Raw genomic sequence first — 18572 nt, 5'->3', positions numbered from 1 at the left:
ATCTTGTCTTGTTGTTCTCAACGCTAGTGCGATCCGCGCCGCCCGGACAGTCCACGGAGTGTGGGGCACCGCACTCTATGGGTGAACAGCCAGCTCAGCGGTATACGGTGGCTCGGCGCCCGCCCGGGAAACGGTGACCGAAGCGGCCAGCGCGGCGAATTCGAGCGCGTTGTGCCAGCCGTCGGCGTCGATCTCCCGCACGCCCGCCGGGTCACTGATTCCGGCTTTTTCCAACCAGTGCAGCAACGCACCGTGCACGGTGTCTCCCGCGCCAATGGTGTCCACCACCACAGCCGGGACCGTTGGCACCTCGATCCGGTCGCCGGCCGCGGTCAGCGCGACGAGACCGTCGCCACCCCTGGTGAGTACCGCGGCCGCGGGTCCGTTAACCAGCCAGCCGCGCACGGTGTCCTCAATGGCGTGTTCGCCGCCGGCGAGCCAGGCGGCGTCCTCAACGGACAGTTTGAGCAACCCGATGTCGGGCAACCAGGAGGTGAACCGGGCGCGGTAGGCGTCCGGGTCGGTGATCATCGCCGCCCTGATGTTGGGGTCGACGACGACCAGCCCACCGCGCGCGGAATGGCGGCGTAGCAACGTTTCGTAGGTCGTGGCGCCCGGTTCGAGGACCATCGAGAGCGTGCCGAGGGACAGGATCGTCACCGCCGCCGGCAACTCACCCGGGTCGGTCACCAGCCGGTCGGCGGTGGCCTCGACGTGGAAGGAGTAGCTCGCCGAGCCGTCCTGGCCGATGCCGGTGACCGCGAGCGTGGTCGGCTCTGCACCCCGCTGTACCAATGAGACGTCCACACCGGACACCCGCAGCCGGTCGAGCAGCACCTCGCCGAAGGTGTCGGTCGACAGCCGGGACAGGAAGGCCACCGGCGCGCCGAGCCGGCCGAGGGTCACCGCGACGTTGTACGGACCGCCGCCGGGCAGTGGCCGCAGGGGGCCGAGCTCGCCTGGTGGGGTCTCGGCCGCCGGTACGAGATCGATCAGGGCCTCGCCACCGACACAGAGCATGCGCACACCTCGCTGTTTCGATTCCTACCCGACAGTAGGTCGTCATACTAATCGGGCCCGTGCCGACCTGCGGAGGACCGTAAATGCCTGCTGAGCGCCTGCTCCCCGATCAGGACGCCGAGGACCTGATCAAGCTGACCGCGCAGATCGCCAGAGACGAGCTCGCGCCGCTGGCGTCCCGGTACGAGGAGGAGGGTCGCTTCCCGCGCGAGCAGTTCCGGCTGCTCGGCCGCTCCGGGCTGCTCGGCCTGCCGTATCCGGAGCGCTGGGGCGGCTCCGGGCTGCCCTACGAGGTGTACCTGCAGGTGCTGGAGGAGATCGCGACCGCGTGGATGTCGATCGGCGTCGGCCTGTCGGTGCACGTGATGTCGTGCTTCGCACTGGCCGAGTGCGGCACCGATGAACAGCGCGCACGGTGGCTGCCGGAGATGCTCGGTGGGGAGTTACTCGGCGCGTACGCGCTGTCGGAGACCCAGGCCGGCTCGGACGCGGCCGCGCTGGCCACCCGCGCGGTGCGCACCGGGGACCACTACGTGGTCAACGGGGTCAAGGCGTGGATCACCCACGGCGGCCAGGCGGACTTCTACACCACGATGGTGCGCACCTCGCCCACCGGCGGCAAGGGCATCAGCTGCCTGCTGGTCGACGCCGCGACGCCGGGGCTGTCGGCCAGCGCGCCGGAACGCAAGATGGGCCTGACCGGCTCCACGACCACTCAGATGATCTTCGAGGACGCCGAGGTGCCGGCCGACCGGCTGCTCGGCGACGAGGGCGCCGGCCTGCGGATCGCGCTCACCGCGCTGAGCTCCGGACGGCTGGGCATCGCCGCGTGCGCGGTCGGGCTCGCCCAGGCCGCGCTGGACGAGGCGGTGGCCTACGCGCGGGAGCGGTCCCAGTTCGGCCGGCCGGTGATCGAGTTCCAGGGCCTGGAGTTCCTGCTGGCCGACATGGCCGCGGCCGTCGAGTCCGCCAGGGCCACCTACCTCGACGCCGCCCGCCGCCGCGACCGCGGCCTGCCCTTCGCCCGCCAGGCCTCGATCGCCAAGCTCATCGCCACCGACGCGGCGATGAAGGTGACCACCGACGCCGTCCAGGTCCTCGGCGGCGCCGGCTACACCCGCGACTTCCCCGTCGAGCGCTACCTGCGCGAGGCCAAGGTCCCGCAGATCTTCGAGGGCACCAACCAGATCCAGCGCATGGTCATCGCCAGAGCCCTGCGCAACCCCTGAGCCCGGGGTTACTCGGCGTAGAAGGGGTTGGCGGTGATGCCCTGGGCGGTCGTGTCGTCGTAGTGGTAGACGTCGCGACCGTTGACGAAGACGCGGACCGCGCGGCTCATCACGTCCAGGGGGTCGCCCGACCACAGGACGATGTCGGCGTCCAGGCCTGGCTTCAGCGCGCCGACGCGGTCGGCAAGGCCCATGATCTGCGCCGGGTTGACGGTGATCGAGCGCAGCGCGGTGTCGGTGTCCAGGCCCTCCTTGACCGCGAACGTCGCCTGGTGCACCAGATAGTCGATCGGCAGCACGGGATGGTCGGTGGTCAGCGCGATCCGCACGCCGGCCCGCGCCAGGATCCCGGGGTTGCGCAACGACCGGCGGCGCACCTCAACCTTGGACCGGCCGACGATCAGCGGCCCGAGGATCACCGGGATGTCCTTGGCGGCCAACGTGTCCGCCAGCAGATGGCCGTCCGTGCCGTGGTTGATGATCAGCTGGTAGCCGAACTCCTCCGCCAGCCGGATCGCGGTCGCGATGTCGTCGGCGCGATGGGTGTGCTGGCACCACGGCAGCTCCCGCTCGAGCACCCGCAGCATGATCTCCTGGGTGGTGTCCCGCTCGAACGGCTTGCCCTCGCGGACCGCGTACGCCTTGGCCTCCCGGTAGTCCTGGGCCTTGGTGAAGGCGTCCCGGATCACCGCGGCCACCCCGAGCCGGGTGGACGGGAGCTTCTGCTGCTCGCCGTACACCCGCTTCGGGTTCTCCCCCAGCGCGCTCTTCACGCTCACCGGCTCGCGCACCAGCATGTCCTCGACCGTGCGGCCCCAGGACTTCACCGCCACCGTCTGTCCACCGATCGGGTTACCCGACCCCGGCTTGACCACCACGGTGGTCACCCCGCCGGCCAGCGCGTCCCGGAAGCCCTGGTCGTCGGGGTTGATGCCGTCCAGCGCGCGCAGCCGGGCGCCGTTGGGGTCGGTCATCTCGTTGACATCGATGCCGGCCCAGCCGTCGCCCTCCTCGATCACGCCGACGTGCCCGTGCGACTCGACGAAACCGGGCAGCACCCAGGTACCCGCCGCGTCCACGATCTCCGCGTCGTCCGGGATGTCCACATCGGCCTCGGCACCGACCGCGACGATCACGCCGCCCTCGATCAGCACGGTTCCGCCATCGACGGGCTCGCCGTCGACCGGAACGACATATCCACCAGTGATCGCAATACTCACGAGCGGCAACCTACCCCGCCAGCGGGCGCACGCCCCACCGCCCGGACCAGGTCTCCCCGGCCGGCAGCACGATCAGGTCGGTGCCCGAGTTCAGCGCGTCCGGCGGGCAGGTCATCGGCTCGATGGCGATCGCCCGGCCGCCGCGGCCGGGGAACGCCGATGGCGTGAACACCTGCACCCAGCCGAACGCCGCGTCCGCCCACACCTCGACGCCGCCGCCGTCGTGGGTCACGGTGTGGCGCACCAGGCCGTCCGCGCCGGGCTCACAGCCGCCGAACGCGGTATCCAGGTCGGCGGTGCGCAGCGGCCGGCCGGCGCGGAAGTCCAGCTCGGTGCCCTCGACCGACACCGGCTTGCCGATCGGCACCATCGTCTCCGCGTCGACCGGCAGCACGGTCGAGGCGGCCAGGGTGAGCACGCAGTCGTCGATGTCGGTGCCGCCCGGCCGGGGGTAGGGGTGGCTGCCGATGCCGAAGGGCATCTCCTCGTCGGCGAGGTTGTGCACGGTGTGCGACACCGTCAGCCCGGCCGCGTCCACGGCGTAGGTGATGCCGGTGCGAAAGGGGAACGGCCAGCCCTGCCGGCCGTCGAGCTCCACCTCGAGGGTCACCTCGGCGTCGGTGCGGGTGGCCACGGTCCACTCCTCCCGGCGGGTCAGGCCGTGGATGGCGTTGCCCCGCGCGGGCTCGGTGACCTCCAGTTGCTGGGTCAGGCCGGCGTGCGGCCAGGTGCCGCCGCGAACCCGGTTGGGCCAGGGCACCAACACCGCGCCCGCGCCCAGCGGTGGGGTGTCCTCGGCGCCGAAGGTCTCGACGTAGGCGACACCCGCCACCTCGAAGGCACGCAGCGACGCGCCGACCGTCGTGACGGTCGCGCGCGCGTCGCCGTGCCCGATCTCCAGTTGTCCTCCGGTAGGTCCCATGGCAATGACCTTATTGCCAGGACGTCACTCCTTGAGAGCCTCCGGGTCGATCTCCGTCACCTGCTCACCCTTACGGCGCAGATACAGCCAGTTGAGCAACCACAGCAGGACGCCGACGCCGACGAGGATGAGCGCGATGTAGTAGTCGCTGCCCGGCCGCCCGGACAGGCCAGGGATGGCGAGGTAGCCACACAGCACGCCACCGACGATCGGCGCCCAGGTCGGCGCCCGGAAGTGCTGGTGGTCCACCGACTCCCGGCGCAGCACCAGCACCGCGATGTTGACCACCGCGAACACGCACAGCAGCAACAGCGCCGTGGTGCCGCCGAGCTTGCTCACGCCGTCGGAGCCGGCGGTGGCCACCAGCACGGCGGCGATGCCGCTGGTGATCAGGATGGACACCCACGGCGTGCGCCGGAACGGGTGCACGGTGCCGAAGATCTTCGGCAGGATCCGTTCGTTGGCCATGCCGTAGAGCAGCCGGCTGGCCATCAGCATGTTGATCAGCGCCGAGTTGATGACCGCGAACATGCCGATCCACTCGAAGATCCAGCGCGGGAAGTCGGGCGCGCCGACGCCGATGACCTCGAGCAGCGCCCCGGACTCGGCGGCCGCCAGGTCGTCGGCGGCGATCAGCAGCGAGGACGTGATCGCGACCAGCACGTAGATCACCGCGGCGGTCGCCATGCCCGACAGCAGGGCCTTGGGGAACACCCGGTTGGGCTCGCGGACCTCCTCGGCCATGTTCACCGAGTCCTCGAAGCCGACCATGGCGAAGAACGCCAGCGAGGTCGCGCCGGTCACCGCGAGCAGCCAGGTGGTGTCCGAGGTGTCGATCTGGGCGAGCCTGGTCGGGTCGCCGTTGCCGCCGGCGACCGCGTAGATGCCGACGCCGATGATGATCGCGAGCCCGGCCAGCTCGATGCAGGTGAGCACCACGTTGGCCTTCACCGAGTGCGCGACCCCGATGAAGTTGACCGTGGCCAGGATGATCACGAACAGCACGGCGATGATGGCGATCGTGCTGGTCGAGATGTCGGTGATGTCGAAGGCCGCCGGCAGGTAGGTCTTGCCGAACGCGAGCGCGGCCGAGGAGGCCGAGGTGATCCCGGAGCACATCACCGCGAACGCCACCACGAAGGTCAGGAACGGCTTGCGGAACGCGCGGTTGGTGTACAGCGCCGCGCCCGCGGCTCTCGGGTACTTGCCGACCAGTTCCAGGTAGGCGAACGCGGTGAGGAACGCGACCACGAACGCCAACAGGAAGGGCAGCCACAGCGCCCCGCCGACCTTGCCGGCGACACTCCCGGTCAGCGCGTAGATACCCGTGCCAAGGATGTCGCCGATCACGAAGAAGAACAGCAGCCGGGGGCCCATGACCCGCACCAGCGACGGCTGCTTCTCCTCGTTCTGTGCTGTGTTCTCGGTCACCATAAACGCTGAGCATGCCCGATCATGCAGCCGAGTTCCAGAGCGGGTTGTTACTTGTTCACTACGTTCTGATCCTCTGGTTGATCATCGTCGGGATCCGGCGACCGATACCGCCAGAAAACGGGCAGACAGGCGACCGCGACCACGGTCAGCACGATCACCAGCGCGCCCCCGCCGCTGGCCGCGACCGTGGTGCCGACCGCGGCCGCGGTCCACCCGTGCAGCAGGTCGGCGACCCTCGGCCCACCGGCGACGACCACGATGAACACGCCCTGCATGCGCCCGCGCATGTCGTCGGTGGCGTCGATCTGCAGGATGGCGCTGCGGTAGACCATGCTGATCATGTCCGCGACGCCGCCGAGCACGAGGAACAGCACCGCGACCCAGAGCGCCGTGGCGAACCCGAACCCCATCACCGCCACGCCCCAGGCGCACACCGCGACCGTGACCCCGACGCCGTGCCGGCGGATGGTGCCGATCCAGCCCGACGCCAGCCCGCAGAGCAGCGCGCCGATCGGGATGGCGGCGTACAGCCAGCCGAGCGCGAGCCCCCCGCCCGGCGGGTCACCGAAGGTGCGTTCGGCCATCTCCGGGAACAGTGCGCGGGGCATGCCGGCGACCATCGCGATGATGTCGATCAGGAAGGACGCCAGCAGCACGTGTTTGGCGGCCAGGTAACGGAAGCCGTCGACGATGTCGGCCAGCCCCGCCCGCCGGGTCATGCCGTTGAGCGGCCGGATCCTCGGCAGCGGGAGGATCATGAGCGTGGCGACGGTCAGCGCGATGGCGTCGGCGAGGTAGAGCAGCGGGAGGCCGGCCAGCGGCATCAGCGCGCCGGCGACCAGCGGGCCGAAGACCATGCCGAACGAGGACACCGTGGCCGTCAGCGCGATCGCCGCCGGCAGCAGCGAAAGCGGCACCAGCCGCGCCACCGCGGCGGTGCGCGTCGGCAGGTTGACCGCGACGAACCCCTGCTGCACGGCGAACAGGACCAACACCAGCCAGACGTTGTCCACGCCGATGACGGCCTGCAGCCAGAACGCGATCGAGGTGACCGCGATACCCGTGTTGCTGACCAGCATCACGGTGCGCCGGTCCACCGTGTCGGCGATGGCGCCGCCCCACAAGCCGAAGATCAGCAGTGGCACCAGGCCGAAGGCCCCGGTCAGCCCGACGTAGGCCGACGACCCGGTGAGGTCGAAGACCTGTTTGGGCACGGCGACGGTGGTCAACTGGCTGCCGACCGCGGTGATCGCGGTGGAGATCCACAGCCGCCGGAACGACGGCACTCTCAGTGGTCTGGTGTCGATGGCGATCCTGCGCCATCGGCCGTTACCCGCCCCCACCTGTCAGAGATTAGTCCTGGCCAGGACTTCGTTCGTGCGTGAGAACGCTCACGGACCGAGGCGCTCGACCTTCCAGCCGTCCCGGCCGAGCTTGAACTGCAGCCGGTCGTGCATGCGGTCGCGGCGGCCCTGCCAGAACTCGACCACCTCCGGCCGGATCCGCCAGCCGCCCCAGTGCGGGGGCACCGGTACCTCGTCCACGTCGGCGAACTGGCGCCGCACGTTGGCCAGCGCGGACTCCAGCGCGTGCCGGCCGCTGACCACGATCGACTGCGGGGAGGCCCACGCGCCGATCTGGGAACCCCTCGGCCTGCTCGCCCAGTAGGTGGCGGTCTCGGACTGGCTGACCTTCTCCACCGTGCCGCGGACGGTGGCCTGGCGGTGCAGCGAGTACCAGGGGAAGGTCGCCGAGGCGAAGCGGGTGGCCATCAGGTCGTGGCTCTTGGCCGAGGTGTAGTTGGTGAAGAACACGACGCCGCGCTCGTCGAGCCCCTTGGCCAGCACGGTGCGGGAGGCGGGGATGCCCTCGGCGTTGGCCGTGGCCAGCACCATGGCGTTCGGCTCCGGCGCCGCGGCCCGGATGGCGTCGTCCAGCCACACCTGCAGCTGTTCCCACCAGGTGCCGGCGAGCTCCGGCTCGCTCAGCGTCCCCTCCTCATAGGAGACCCGCATCTTCGGCAGTTCCAGGGTGAGGTCACTGGTGGTGATCCTGCCGTCAGCCATGCCCGAGCTCCTAGTCGTGTAGGGACCCACATATCACGCGAGGGCCTGCCGCCGTCGTCGTCCATCGTCGCGTCGTCGGGAAGCCCTCTGGCCGTGACGGTACGGGGATTTCCGTCGTGCGGAAACCGCACGACGGGTGATGACCCCCACCGGAATCGATGCGGAAACGCTGTGGAAACACCAGGCGACGTGCGCTAGGCCGGACGGGTGATGGCCGCGACGCAGACCTGCCGGATCTCGTTGGCCACCGCCTCCGCCGGCATCGGCGGGTCGTGCGCCTGCCACTCGCGCAGGATGCCGGTGACGGCACCGACCAGCGCGATCGCCGTGAGGCGGTAGTCGCGCTTGGGTGCGAGCCCGGCCGCGGCCGCGCGGTCGCACTCCGTCTCGATGAAGTCGGTGTAGCGGTTGAACCAGTCGCGGTGCTGGCGCTCCATCGCCTGGCTGATCCCCGGCACCTCGACGTAGTTCAGTCGAGGAAAGCGCGGATCCTCGGTCACCGTGGCGACGAACTCGTCGAGCAGTCTGGTGATCCTGGTCAGCGCGTCGGCCCCGGCCAGCGACTCGAGTACCGGCCGCATCCGCCGCAGCGCCATCGTGTTGACGTGCGCGTGCAGTTCGAGCAGCAACGCCTCCTTGCTCGCGAACTTCTCGTAGAAGTTCCTGGTCGACACGCCTGCCCGCGCACACAGATCGGCGATCTTCGTCTTGTGATAGCCCCTCGTGGTGAACTCGTCCAGTGCCGCCTCGAGCAGCCGCTCCCGCCGCTCGGCTCGCCGCTGTTCGGTGTCCACTCCCCGATACATGCGGCTGTGCGGTCCTTGCCCCATCGGACCTTCTCCCTCAGCTCTCTCAGCTGGGAATATCCGGCCGGGCGGTCACACCCGACCAGGATAACGTTCTGAAAATTTCAATTACCACAGTAGAGAACCCCAGTTGAGGTCACCAACAATGCGAAATCCTCCCACGTTCGCTCGGCCACGTGTTGTTGGGTTTGTCCGCCTGGCCACGGTGTTGTTCACCGGCCAAGCCGAGTGCCCGCCCTTAGGTGGGAGTTCCCACACCATCTGACGAACCGTTTTACACCCCGGCGATTCGGCTCCTACCAGGGGTCCCCGGGTTGTCATTCGATGCGGACACGGTAAAGATCGCGCTTGCCCCCGACACGCCCACGCGGGCATTTTACGGTTCAACCACAAGGACACCAAACGCGTGAATATTCACTGCGCGCAATTTCGGGGAGTTTCTTATTCGCCGGTCATCCGACTGGCGCGCAGCAGGCGCAGCGCGGTCACCACGTCGTCGGCCAGCGCGGTGGTGACCGAGCCGCCGGCGGCCAGCGGGCTACGCGACCACCACTGCCCGCTCGCCGGGTCAGCGCCGGCGCCGTCCAGGTCCAGCTCGGTAGCCAGCACCCGCCTGCCGGCCAGGCCGGCCAGGCTCGCGTCCAGCTCCTGGTCGCCGACCCGCAGGTGCTGGCGCAGCACCGGATGGCCGTCCCTGGTGACCGACGTGCGCGTGGTCAGCGCACCCGGCCGCTCGTCGGCGCGGCCGAGCACCAGCACCTCGCGGGTCCGCAGCCGCGCGTCGCCGGCGAGGGTGGCCACCAGGATCGCCTCGTGGTCGGCCCTGGCCGTGATCACCGTCGGCTCCGGGAGGTAGTCCACCCGGGCGCCGGGCGCCAGCTCGAAGCGCACGGTCGACCGGCTCGGCGCGTCGTGCTGGCCGGGGAGCAGCACCGTGGCCGCGACCCCGACCAGCCGCAGCGTGGCGTCCTGTCCGACGTGGACAGTCAGGTCCAGCTCGTCGCCGCCGAGCGGTCCTGCGGCGGAGCCGACCACGTGCACCAGCGTGGACCCGTTGGCACGGGCGGGAACCAGCGTGATCGGCGCCGCGCTGCGCAGCTGCTGGACCACGGTGGCGCCGGTCCGGTCGCGGGCGACCGCCAGGTGGGCTCGCGCCCTCACCCAGCGACCGCGGCCAGCCGGGCGCGCGCCCAGGCGGCCACCGCCGGCGCGTCCGGGGTGTCCACAAGGGACTGGAGAACGACCGGCAGGCCGGCCCGGATCCGGTGCGCGTCCCCGGACATCACGTCGAGGTCCGCGCCGACCAGCGGCGCCAGGTCGGTCTTGTTGATCACCAGCAGATCGGCGGTGGTCACCCCGGGACCGCCCTTGCGCGGCACCTTGTCCCCGCCGGCGACGTCGACCACGAAGATCTGGTGCTCGACCAGGCCCCGGCTGAAGACCGCGGTCAGGTTGTCCCCACCGCTCTCGATGATCACCAGGCGCAGCGCGGGAAAGCGCTCGGTCAGCGTGTCCACCGCGTCCAGGTTCGCGGTGATGTCGTCGCGGATCGCGGTGTGCGGGCAGCAGCCGGTGCGCACCGCCTCGATCCGCGCCGGGTCGAGAACTCCCGCCCGGCGAAGGAACTCCGCGTCCTCGGTGGTGTAGATGTCGTTGGTCACCACCGCGAGGTCCACATCGGACAGCGCGCGGCAGAGCGCGGCCACCAGCGCGGTCTTGCCGCTGCCGACCGGCCCGCCGACCCCGATCCGCAGCGGGCCGCCCGCGGGCGGGCGCGCGGCGTACCGGTCGGGCTCGGTGGCGCTCGGATCGAAGTTCACCGGGTGGGTGTGGATGTGGTCAGCTCGCAAAGAGACGCACCTCTTCTCGGTGATGCCGGTCGTGTTCCTCGGCCAGCAGGTCCAGCCCGGGTGAGCCGGGGGCGGGCAGTTCGGCCAGCGGCCGGGCCGCGCAGGCACTCGCCCGGTCGGCGACGGCCTCACACCCCGGCGCCAGCGCCGCGACGACCGCGTTGACCCGCAGCGGATCCAGGCCGAGCAGCCGGACCGCCGCGCTCGCCGGGCCGCTCACCGACAGGTACGCCGCCACCTGGGCGGCCGGGCGCGGGTCGCCGATCAGCACCCCGAGCACGATCGCGTGGTGCGGGCGCGGGGTCGCGGCCAGCAGCGCGCACAAGGATGATCCACAGCCGCTGTCCACACTGGGGACAACCATCGCGCTCGCCGCCCGCGCGGTGGCCCGTCCCTGCGTCCGAGAGGCGTAACGCGCTGCGGCGGATGGCGTACGGGCGTCGAACTCGGCGTCGGCCGTGGACCATTCGGCGGTATCGCCTGCGGCCGCGGCCCACGCGGCGAAGACCGCGGCGAGCAGGCCGGCGGTGCGCAGTCTGCCGGACAGGAAACCCGGCAGGTCCGCCTCGGTGCGCACCAGGCCGCGCGCGGCCGCCTCCTCCAGCCCGCCGGAGTGCACGTGCCCACCCCCGGGAAACCGGGAGTCCGCGAGCAACATCGCCAGCACGGACATCAGAACAGGAAGTACCGCTGCGCCATCGGCAGCTCGGTCACCGGCATCGGCTCGATCAGCTCGCCGTCGACGTGCACCGCGAAGCTGTCCGGATCGACCGTCACCGCCGGCAGCGCGTCGTTGGCGATCATGTCCGCCTTCGACACCCGCCGGGTGTCGGTGATCGCGGCCAGCGGGGTCGCCGTGCCGAGCCGGTCGGCCAGGCCAAGGGCCTGCTCGGCGACGAAGTGCCGGCTCGAGGCCGCGGCCACCCTCGGCGCCGACCCGTACATCGGCCGGGCGAGCACCGGCTGCGGGGTGGGGATCGAGGCGTTCGCGTCGCCCATCGCGGCCACCGCGATGAACCCGCCCTTGATCACCAGCGACGGCTTGACCCCGAAGAACTTCGGCTCCCACAGCACCAGGTCGGCCAGCTTGCCGACCTCGACCGAGCCGACCTCGTGGCTGATCCCGTGCGCGATCGCGGGGTTGATCGTGTACTTCGCGACGTAGCGGCGCGCCCGCAGGTTGTCCGCCGCGCCGTCGCCGGGCAGCGTGCCGCGGCGCCGTTTCATCGCGTGCGCGGTCTGCCAGGTGCGGATGATCACCTCGCCGATCCGGCCCATCGCCTGGGAGTCCGAGCCGATCATCGAGATCGCGCCGAGGTCGTGCAGCACGTCCTCGGCGGCGATGGTCGTCGGCCGGATCCGGCTCTCCGCGAAGGCAAGGTCCTCGGGCACCGACGGGTTGAGGTGATGGCAGACCATCAGCATGTCGAGGTGTTCGTCGATGGTGTTGACGGTGTGCGGCCGGGTCGGGTTGGTCGAGGACGGCAGCACGTTGGGCAGGCCGACCACGCGGATGATGTCCGGCGCGTGCCCGCCGCCCGCGCCCTCGGTGTGGTAGGCGTTGATCGACCTGCCGGCGATGGCGTCCACAGTGGACTCCAGGAAGCCGGCCTCGTTCAACGTGTCCGTGTGGATCGCGACCTGGACCCCGGTCTCGTCGGCCACCCGCAGACAGGCGTCGATCGCCGCCGGCGTGGTGCCCCAGTCCTCGTGCAGCTTGAACGCGGCCGCGCCGCCGGCCACCTGCTCGCGCAGGCCGTCGGCCGAGACGGTGTTCCCCTTGCCGAGCAGCACCACGTTCACCGGCTGGCCGTCCATCGCCTGGAACATCCTGGCCAGGTTCCACGAGCCGGCGGTCACCGTGGTCGCCTTGCTGCTCTCCGCCGGCCCGATGCCGCCGCCGATCAACGTGGTCAGCCCGGACGCGAGCGCGGTGTCGGTCAGCTGTGGGCAGATGAAGTGCACGTGGCAGTCGATCCCGCCGGCGGTCAGGATCTTCCCGTTGCCGCCGACGATCTCGGTCGACGGGCCGATCACCAGCGCGGGGTCGACCCCGTCCATGGTGTCCGGGTTGCCCGCCTTGCCGATGCCCACGATCCGCCCGTCGCGCACCCCGACGTCGGCCTTCACCACCCCCCAGTGGTCGAGCACCACCACCCCGGTGATCACCAGGTCCGGCGCGCCGTCGGCTCTGGTCGCGGTGGACTGGCCCATCGACTCCCGGATCACCTTGCCCCCGCCGAAGATGACCTCGTCGCCCGCGCCGGTGCCCAGCGAGCGGTCCTCGGTCACCTCGATCAGCAGGTCGGTGTCCGCGAGCCGCACCCGGTCGCCGACGGTCGGGCCGAGCAGCGCGACGTACCGCGCGCGCTCGGTCATGCCCTCGGTCACCGCAGCCCCGCGACGACCCGGCGCCCGGCCAGCGGCACCAACGAGACCTCCCGGTCGACCCCCGGCTCGAACCGGACCGACGTACCGGCCGGAATGTTCAGCCGGTGCCCGGCGGCGGCCGCGCGGTCGAAGGACAGCCCGGGGTTGGTGTCCGCGAAGTGGAAGTGCGAGCCGACCTGGACCGGCCGGTCGCCGGTGTTGCGCACGATCAGCGTCCGCCTCGGCCGGCCGGGGTTGAGCTCGATCGGCTCGGCCCCCAGTAGTACCTCACCTGGGATCATGGCTCGCTCCTGGAGACGATCGGGCTGTGCACGGTTACCAGTTTGGTGCCATCGGGGAAGGTGGCCTCCACCTGAACGGAGTCGATCATCTCCGGAATGCCGTCCATGACCTGTTCCCGAGTGAGCACCGAACGGCCCGACGACATCAACTCGGCCACCGAACGGCCGTCCCGCGCGCCCTCCACTATGTGATCGGTGATCAGCGCGACCGCCTCCGGATAGTTCAGCGGCACGCCGCGCCCGAGGCGGCGGCGGGCGACCTCGGCGGCCATCGCCACCAGCAGCTTGTCCCGTTCCTGGGGGGTCAGATGCATAGGAGAGGTCTACCACCGGGAGGTGTGAGTTTCGATTCCGGAAACACACGCTTAACGTCTTGCGTCGGTGCCTTTATCTGAATCGTTCTCCTGAATCGTGACCGAAACCACCGGTCCGGACAATTGCCTCGGGGCACCGAACAGGAGGAAAGTGGCCTGACCGCGTGGTGAACGCCGGTGCGGCGGGGGCCTGACCGCGCCGGGAATCCGGTACCGCGGGAGACATTCGGGGACTGGCGGAGAGGCTGAGAAACGATGCACGGCGCGGTGCGACAGGTCGATGAGAACGCGGCAGCGAACACGTCGGTGTCCGACCCCGACGACGGCTTCCGACCTGGGCTGGAAGGGGTCGTGGCGTTCCGCACCGAGATCGCCGAACCCGACCGCGACGGCGGAGCGCTGCGTTACCGCGGGGTTAACATCGAGGACCTCGCGGGCAAGATCACCTTCGGCGAGGTGTGGGCACTGCTCGTCGACGGCCGGTTCGGCCAGGGACTGCCGCCGGCCGAGCCGTTCCCGATCCCGGTACACACCGGCGACGTCCGGGTCGACGTGCAGGCCGCGCTCGCCATGCTGGCCCCGATCTGGGGCTACGAGCCGCTGCTGGACATCGACGACGCGCAGGCCCGCGAACAGCTCGCCCGCGCCTCGGTGATGGCACTGTCCTATGTCGCCCAGTCCGCGCGCGGCATCGGCCGGCCCGCGGTGCCCCAGCAGCGGATCGACGAGTGCACCACGATCACCGAGCGGTTCCTCACCCGCTGGCGGGGCGAGCCGGACCCCGCGCACGTCCGGGCCATCGACGCCTACTGGGTCTCCGCGGCCGAGCACGGGCTGAACGCGTCCACCTTCACCGCCAGGGTGATCGCCTCCACCGGCGCCGACGTCGCCGCGTCGATGTCCGGCGCGATCGGCGCGATGTCCGGTCCGCTGCACGGCGGGGCGCCGGCCAGGGTGCTGCCGATGATCGCCGACGTGGAGCGCATCGGCGACGCGCACAAGGTGGTCTCGACCATTCTGGACAAGGGCGACCGGCTGATGGGCTTCGGCCACCGCGTCTACCGCGCCGAGGACCCGCGCGCCCGGGTCCTGCGCCGCACCTGCCAGGAACTGGGCGCCGAGCGCTACGAGGCGGCCGCCGAGCTGGAGCGCGCGGCGCTGACCGAGCTGCGCGAACGCCGCCCGGACCGCGCGATCGAGACCAACGTGGAGTTCTGGGCCGCGGTCATCCTCGACTTCGCCCAGGTCCCGCCGCACATGATGCCGGCCATGTTCACCTGCGCCCGCACCGCCGGCTGGTGTGCCCACATCCTCGAGCAGAAGCGCACCGGCCGCCTGGTCCGCCCGTCGGCCCACTACGTCGGCCCGGCCCCCCGCCGCCCCGACGAGGTCGAGGGCTGGGACACCGTCACCCACTCCTGACCCGGACGTCAGCCCCGGTCGACGGCGGTGTCGGTCGATCGGTTGACAGTGAGGTTCAGTCCCGCGTAGGTCCCTGACCGGGGCATACGCGGGCAGGCTCGTGGCCATGACCGCCATACAGGTTCGAGGACTGCGCAAGTCCTACAACACGTTGGTCGCGGTGGACGGGATCGACCTGGACATCGAGCGGGGACAGGTGTTCGCGCTGCTCGGCCCGAACGGGGCCGGCAAGACCACCACCGTCGAGATCCTCGAAGGCCACCGCGACCGCACCGCCGGGAACGTCACCGTCCTTGGCGCCGACCCCGCCACCGCGGGCCGCGCCTGGCGCGCCCGCATCGGGATCGTGCTCCAGACCGCCAACGACGCCGCCGAGCTGACCGTCGCCGAGACCGTCCGGCACTACGCCGGCTACTTCCCCGACCCGGCCGCGCCGGACGCGGTGATCGAGCGCGTCGGCCTCACCGCGAAGGCCGGCGCGCGGATCAAACAGCTCTCCGGCGGCCAGCGCCGCCGCCTGGACGTCGCCCTCGGCATCATCGGCCAGCCGGAGCTGCTGTTCCTCGACGAGCCGACCACCGGCTTCGACCCCGAGGCCCGCCGCCAGTTCTGGGACCTCATCCGCACCCTGGCCGACGTCGGCACCACGATCCTGCTGACCACCCACTACCTCGACGAGGCCGAGGCGCTCGCCGACGAGGTGGCGGTCATCGCCGGCGGCACGATCGTCGCCCGCGGCACCCCGGCCACCCTCGGCGGCCGGTCCACCGCGAAGGCCACGGTCAGCTGGCTCGACGCCGACGGCCAGCACGCCGTGCTCACCGACACCCCGACCGCGCTGATCCACCAGCTCTCCGCCGGCGACCGGGAGCTCCCCGAACTGACCGTCAGCCGGCCGAGCCTGGAGGACACCTACCTCGAGCTCATCGGAGGCGCCAGATGACCACCACCCTCGCCCTGCCCAACGTGCTGAGCGTCGGTCTGGCCCGCAGCGGGATCGAGCTGCGGCAGTTCTTCCGGCACAAGGACCAGGTGGTGTTCACCTTCACCTTCCCGGCGCTGATCCTGATGCTGCTCGGCTCGGTGTTCACCGACGCCTACGGGGACACCGGGGCCACCTCCGGCCAGGTGTTCGTCGCGAGCATGGCCGGCGCCGGCATCGTCTCGACGTCGTTTCTCACCCTCGGCATCGGCGTCGCGGAGGACCGGGCGGACGGCACGCTCAAACGGCTGCGGGGCGCGCCAGTGCCGCTGAGCGCCTACTTCATCGGCAAGATCGTCCTGGTCGTGGTCGCCAGCCTGGCGGAGCTGATCCTGTTGTTCGCCGTCGGCATGGTGATGTTCGACACCGAGCTGCCCGGCGACGCACAACGCTGGTTCACCCTCGGCTGGGTGTTCCTGCTCGGCACGGTCTCCTGCGCGCTGCTCGGCCTCGCGATCAGCTCGTTCGCGAAGAACGCGCAGAGCGCGGGCGCGATCACGAACCTGCCCTACATCGGGCTGCTGTTCGTCTCCGGCGTCTACATCCCGATCGTCGTGCTGCCCGGCTGGATGCTGGACATCGGCGCGCTGTTCCCGGTGAAGTGGGTGGCGCAGGGCTTCCGCTCGGCCCTGCTGCCGGACGGCATGAGCGCCTACGAGGCAGCGGGCTCCTGGGAGCTGGGGGCGACCGCGCTGGTGCTCGGCGGCTGGTGCGTGGTCGGATTGCTGCTGTGCCTGCTGACGTTCCGGATGACCAGCCGCAAGGAGCGATGACGATCAGCAGCGAGGTCACCGACCGGGAGGCCTCGCAGGCCTGGTTCCGGCTCTGGGACATGTACTTCGTCCTGGGCTACCTCGCCCTGATCGGCATCATGCTCAACGCGGACGAGGTGGCGCCGATCGCGCGGACGGTCGTGATCGCCGCGATGTCGCTGATGGCGTTCTGGTACCTCGCCTACGGCCGCCGGGTCATCCTCGCCGAGCAGGAGCTGGTGCGGCCGTGGCCGGGCCGGGTCTTCGCCGCCGGCGTGGTGCTGCTGCTCGGCGTGGCCGTGGTGTCCGCGCAGCTGGCCTCGATCGGGTTGTTCGCGGTGTGCCCGCTGATCTTCATGAGCGTGCGGCTGCGGGAGGCCATCGGCTTCATCGTCGCGGCCAACCTGCTGCCGGCGGTGAACGTGACCATCTACGACGGCATCGAACACGTGCTCACCGACGTGGGACCGGGCATCCTGCTCTCCCTCACGTTGTCGGTGCTGCTCGGCACGTGGATCTACCGGGTGGTCACCGAGAGCGAGGAGCGCAAGAAGTTGATCGACGAGCTGGAGCGGAGCCGGGAGGAGATCGGCCGGCTCTCCCGCGAGGCCGGGGTGGTCGCCGAACGGTCCCGGCTGGCCGCGGAGATCCACGACACCCTCGCGCAGGGGTTCACCAGTGTGTTGACCCTGGTCCAGGCCGCGGAGTCCGAGCTGGACGGTGACCAGGCCGGCGACCGGGAGAAGGTCCGCCACCACCTGCGGCTGGCCGCGCGCACCGCCAGGGAGAACCTCGGCGAGGCGCGCGCGCTGGTCGCCGGCCTGATGCCCTCGGTGCTGGGCACCGCGTCGCTGGACGAGGCGATCCACCGCCAGCTGGAGCGGCTGGCCGAGGAGACCGCCATGCACACCGACTACGAGGTCGAGGGCGACATCGCCGAGCTGCCGACCGGCCTCGAGGTGGTGCTGCTGCGCACGGTGCAGGAGTCGCTGACCAACGTGCGCCGGCACGCCGACGCCGCGCGGGTGACCATCCACCTGCGGGCCGACGCCACGACCGCGACCCTGCGGGTCACCGACGACGGCACCGGGTTCGACCCGGAGCTGGCCGTCGACGGCTACGGCCTGCGCGGCATGCGCGCGCGGGCCGAGCAGGTCGGCGGGTCGTTGGAGATCGGCAGCGGACCGGCCGGCACCACGCTGACCCTGGAGGTGCCGACGTGATCAGGGTGCTGCTGGTCGACGACCACCCGGTGGTCCGGGAGGGGCTGCGCGGGATGCTGGAGGCCGAGGCCGACCTGACCGTCGTCGGCGAGGCCGGCTCCGGCGAGGAGGCCGTCGCGCTGGCCATGGCCGTCGAGGCGGACGTGATCCTGATGGACCTGCGGATGCGCGGGCTGGACGGGGTCGGCGCGACCGCGCGCATCCTGGCCGAGTCCGAGCGGGCCAGGGTGGTCGTGCTGACGACCTACGAGACCGACGCCGACATCCTGCGCGCGGTCGAGGCGGGGGCGGCGGGCTACCTGCTCAAGGACGCCTCCCGGGCCGAGCTGGCCGGGGCGGTCCGGGCGGCCGCGCGCGGGGAGACCGTGCTCGCGCCGTCGGTGGCCGGCCGGCTGGTCAACCAGGTCCGCCGGCCGGCCCAGCAGACCCTGTCCGCGCGCGAGGTCGAGGTGTTGGCGCTGGTCGGCAAGGGTCTGACCAACGCCGACATCGGGCGGGCCCTGCACATCACCGAGGCCACCGTCAAGACCCATCTGCTGCGCTCTTTCGGCAAGCTCGGCGTCTCCGACCGGACCGCGGCGGTGACCACCGCGATGGCCCAGGGACTACTGCGTTGACCAGGGTCGTTAGCAGCGGTAATTGGTAATGCCCCATGACCGA

19 protein-coding genes are annotated in these 18572 nt (G+C 70.9%); 6 read left to right on the top strand and 13 right to left on the bottom strand.

Features of this window, described 5'->3' with window-relative positions; all coding sequences use genetic code 11:
- Positions 1-75: 75 nt before the first annotated feature.
- Entirely contained in the window at positions 76-1020 is a 945-nt protein-coding gene (locus tag ACYVIP_RS35880; protein WP_460404627.1) for a carbohydrate kinase family protein, read from the bottom strand.
- Positions 1021-1103: 83 nt separating this feature from the next.
- Between ACYVIP_RS35880 and ACYVIP_RS35875 the strand changes: the two genes are divergently transcribed.
- Positions 1104-2249, top strand: a complete 1146-nt coding sequence (locus ACYVIP_RS35875) for an acyl-CoA dehydrogenase family protein (RefSeq protein ID WP_460404625.1) — start codon at positions 1104-1106, stop codon at positions 2247-2249.
- A gap of 8 nt (positions 2250-2257) precedes the next feature.
- On the opposite strand, the gene ACYVIP_RS35870 is transcribed toward ACYVIP_RS35875, so the two are convergent.
- The 12 genes from ACYVIP_RS35870 to ACYVIP_RS35815 all read right to left on the bottom strand — a co-directional run bounded on the left by ACYVIP_RS35870 (position 2258) and on the right by ACYVIP_RS35815 (position 13533).
- The gene (locus tag ACYVIP_RS35870; RefSeq protein ID WP_460404623.1) at positions 2258-3469 is read right to left on the bottom strand and encodes an amidohydrolase; all 1212 of its coding nucleotides are present in this window, start codon (positions 3467-3469) and stop codon (positions 2258-2260) included.
- Between the two features lie 10 nt (positions 3470-3479).
- The gene (locus tag ACYVIP_RS35865) at positions 3480-4391 is read right to left on the bottom strand and encodes an aldose 1-epimerase family protein (RefSeq protein WP_460404621.1); all 912 of its coding nucleotides are present in this window, start codon (positions 4389-4391) and stop codon (positions 3480-3482) included.
- A gap of 24 nt (positions 4392-4415) precedes the next feature.
- A complete protein-coding gene (locus tag ACYVIP_RS35860; RefSeq protein ID WP_460404619.1) occupies positions 4416-5825 on the bottom strand; it encodes an APC family permease in 1410 nt (469 codons plus the stop codon).
- 47 nt (positions 5826-5872) lie between these two features.
- Positions 5873-7168, bottom strand: coding sequence for an MFS transporter (locus tag ACYVIP_RS35855; RefSeq protein WP_460404617.1), 1296 nt, complete (start codon positions 7166-7168; stop codon positions 5873-5875).
- A gap of 48 nt (positions 7169-7216) precedes the next feature.
- Positions 7217-7891, bottom strand: coding sequence for a pyridoxamine 5'-phosphate oxidase (gene pdxH / locus ACYVIP_RS35850; RefSeq protein ID WP_460404616.1), 675 nt, complete (start codon positions 7889-7891; stop codon positions 7217-7219).
- Between the two features lie 194 nt (positions 7892-8085).
- Complete coding sequence (locus ACYVIP_RS35845) at positions 8086-8697, bottom strand: TetR/AcrR family transcriptional regulator (RefSeq protein ID WP_460404614.1); 612 nt, start codon at positions 8695-8697, stop codon at positions 8086-8088.
- 441 nt (positions 8698-9138) lie between these two features.
- Entirely contained in the window at positions 9139-9858 is a 720-nt protein-coding gene (locus ACYVIP_RS35840) for an urease accessory protein UreD (RefSeq protein WP_460404612.1), read from the bottom strand.
- Positions 9855-10547: an urease accessory protein UreG gene (ureG, locus tag ACYVIP_RS35835; RefSeq protein WP_460404610.1), complete on the bottom strand. Its 693-nt coding sequence runs from the start codon at positions 10545-10547 to the stop codon at positions 9855-9857. Before ureG ends, ACYVIP_RS35840 begins: the two co-directional genes overlap by 4 nt.
- Positions 10537-11220, bottom strand: a complete 684-nt coding sequence (locus tag ACYVIP_RS35830) for an urease accessory protein UreF (RefSeq protein ID WP_460404608.1) — start codon at positions 11218-11220, stop codon at positions 10537-10539. Before ACYVIP_RS35830 ends, ureG begins: the two co-directional genes overlap by 11 nt.
- Positions 11220-12926 (bottom strand): urease subunit alpha, encoded by a 1707-nt coding sequence (locus tag ACYVIP_RS35825; RefSeq protein ID WP_460404606.1) that lies wholly within the window; start codon positions 12924-12926, stop codon positions 11220-11222. The genes ACYVIP_RS35830 and ACYVIP_RS35825 overlap by 1 nt, the downstream gene beginning before the upstream one ends.
- Positions 12927-12934: 8 nt before the next feature.
- Entirely contained in the window at positions 12935-13219 is a 285-nt protein-coding gene (locus ACYVIP_RS35820; RefSeq protein WP_460404604.1) for an urease subunit beta, read from the bottom strand.
- Positions 13216-13533, bottom strand: coding sequence for an urease subunit gamma (locus ACYVIP_RS35815; protein WP_460404602.1), 318 nt, complete (start codon positions 13531-13533; stop codon positions 13216-13218). The genes ACYVIP_RS35820 and ACYVIP_RS35815 overlap by 4 nt, the downstream gene beginning before the upstream one ends.
- A 255-nt stretch (positions 13534-13788) precedes the next feature.
- Between ACYVIP_RS35815 and ACYVIP_RS35810 the strand changes: the two genes are divergently transcribed.
- From ACYVIP_RS35810 to ACYVIP_RS35790, 5 genes are all read left to right on the top strand, one after another.
- Complete coding sequence (locus ACYVIP_RS35810; RefSeq protein ID WP_460404600.1) at positions 13789-14955, top strand: citrate synthase 2; 1167 nt, start codon at positions 13789-13791, stop codon at positions 14953-14955.
- 106 nt (positions 14956-15061) lie between these two features.
- Positions 15062-15898: an ABC transporter ATP-binding protein gene (locus ACYVIP_RS35805; RefSeq protein ID WP_460404598.1), complete on the top strand. Its 837-nt coding sequence runs from the start codon at positions 15062-15064 to the stop codon at positions 15896-15898.
- Entirely contained in the window at positions 15895-16710 is an 816-nt protein-coding gene (locus ACYVIP_RS35800; RefSeq protein ID WP_460404596.1) for an ABC transporter permease, read from the top strand. Before ACYVIP_RS35805 ends, ACYVIP_RS35800 begins: the two co-directional genes overlap by 4 nt.
- Complete coding sequence (locus tag ACYVIP_RS35795; protein WP_460404593.1) at positions 16707-17912, top strand: sensor histidine kinase; 1206 nt, start codon at positions 16707-16709, stop codon at positions 17910-17912. Before ACYVIP_RS35800 ends, ACYVIP_RS35795 begins: the two co-directional genes overlap by 4 nt.
- Positions 17909-18529: a response regulator gene (locus ACYVIP_RS35790; protein ID WP_460404591.1), complete on the top strand. Its 621-nt coding sequence runs from the start codon at positions 17909-17911 to the stop codon at positions 18527-18529. Before ACYVIP_RS35795 ends, ACYVIP_RS35790 begins: the two co-directional genes overlap by 4 nt.
- The last annotated feature ends 43 nt before the right edge of the window (positions 18530-18572 follow it).

The sequence above is a fragment of the Actinophytocola sediminis genome (assembly GCF_054779715.1).
This window is presented reverse-complemented; position numbering and strand designations above follow the sequence as displayed.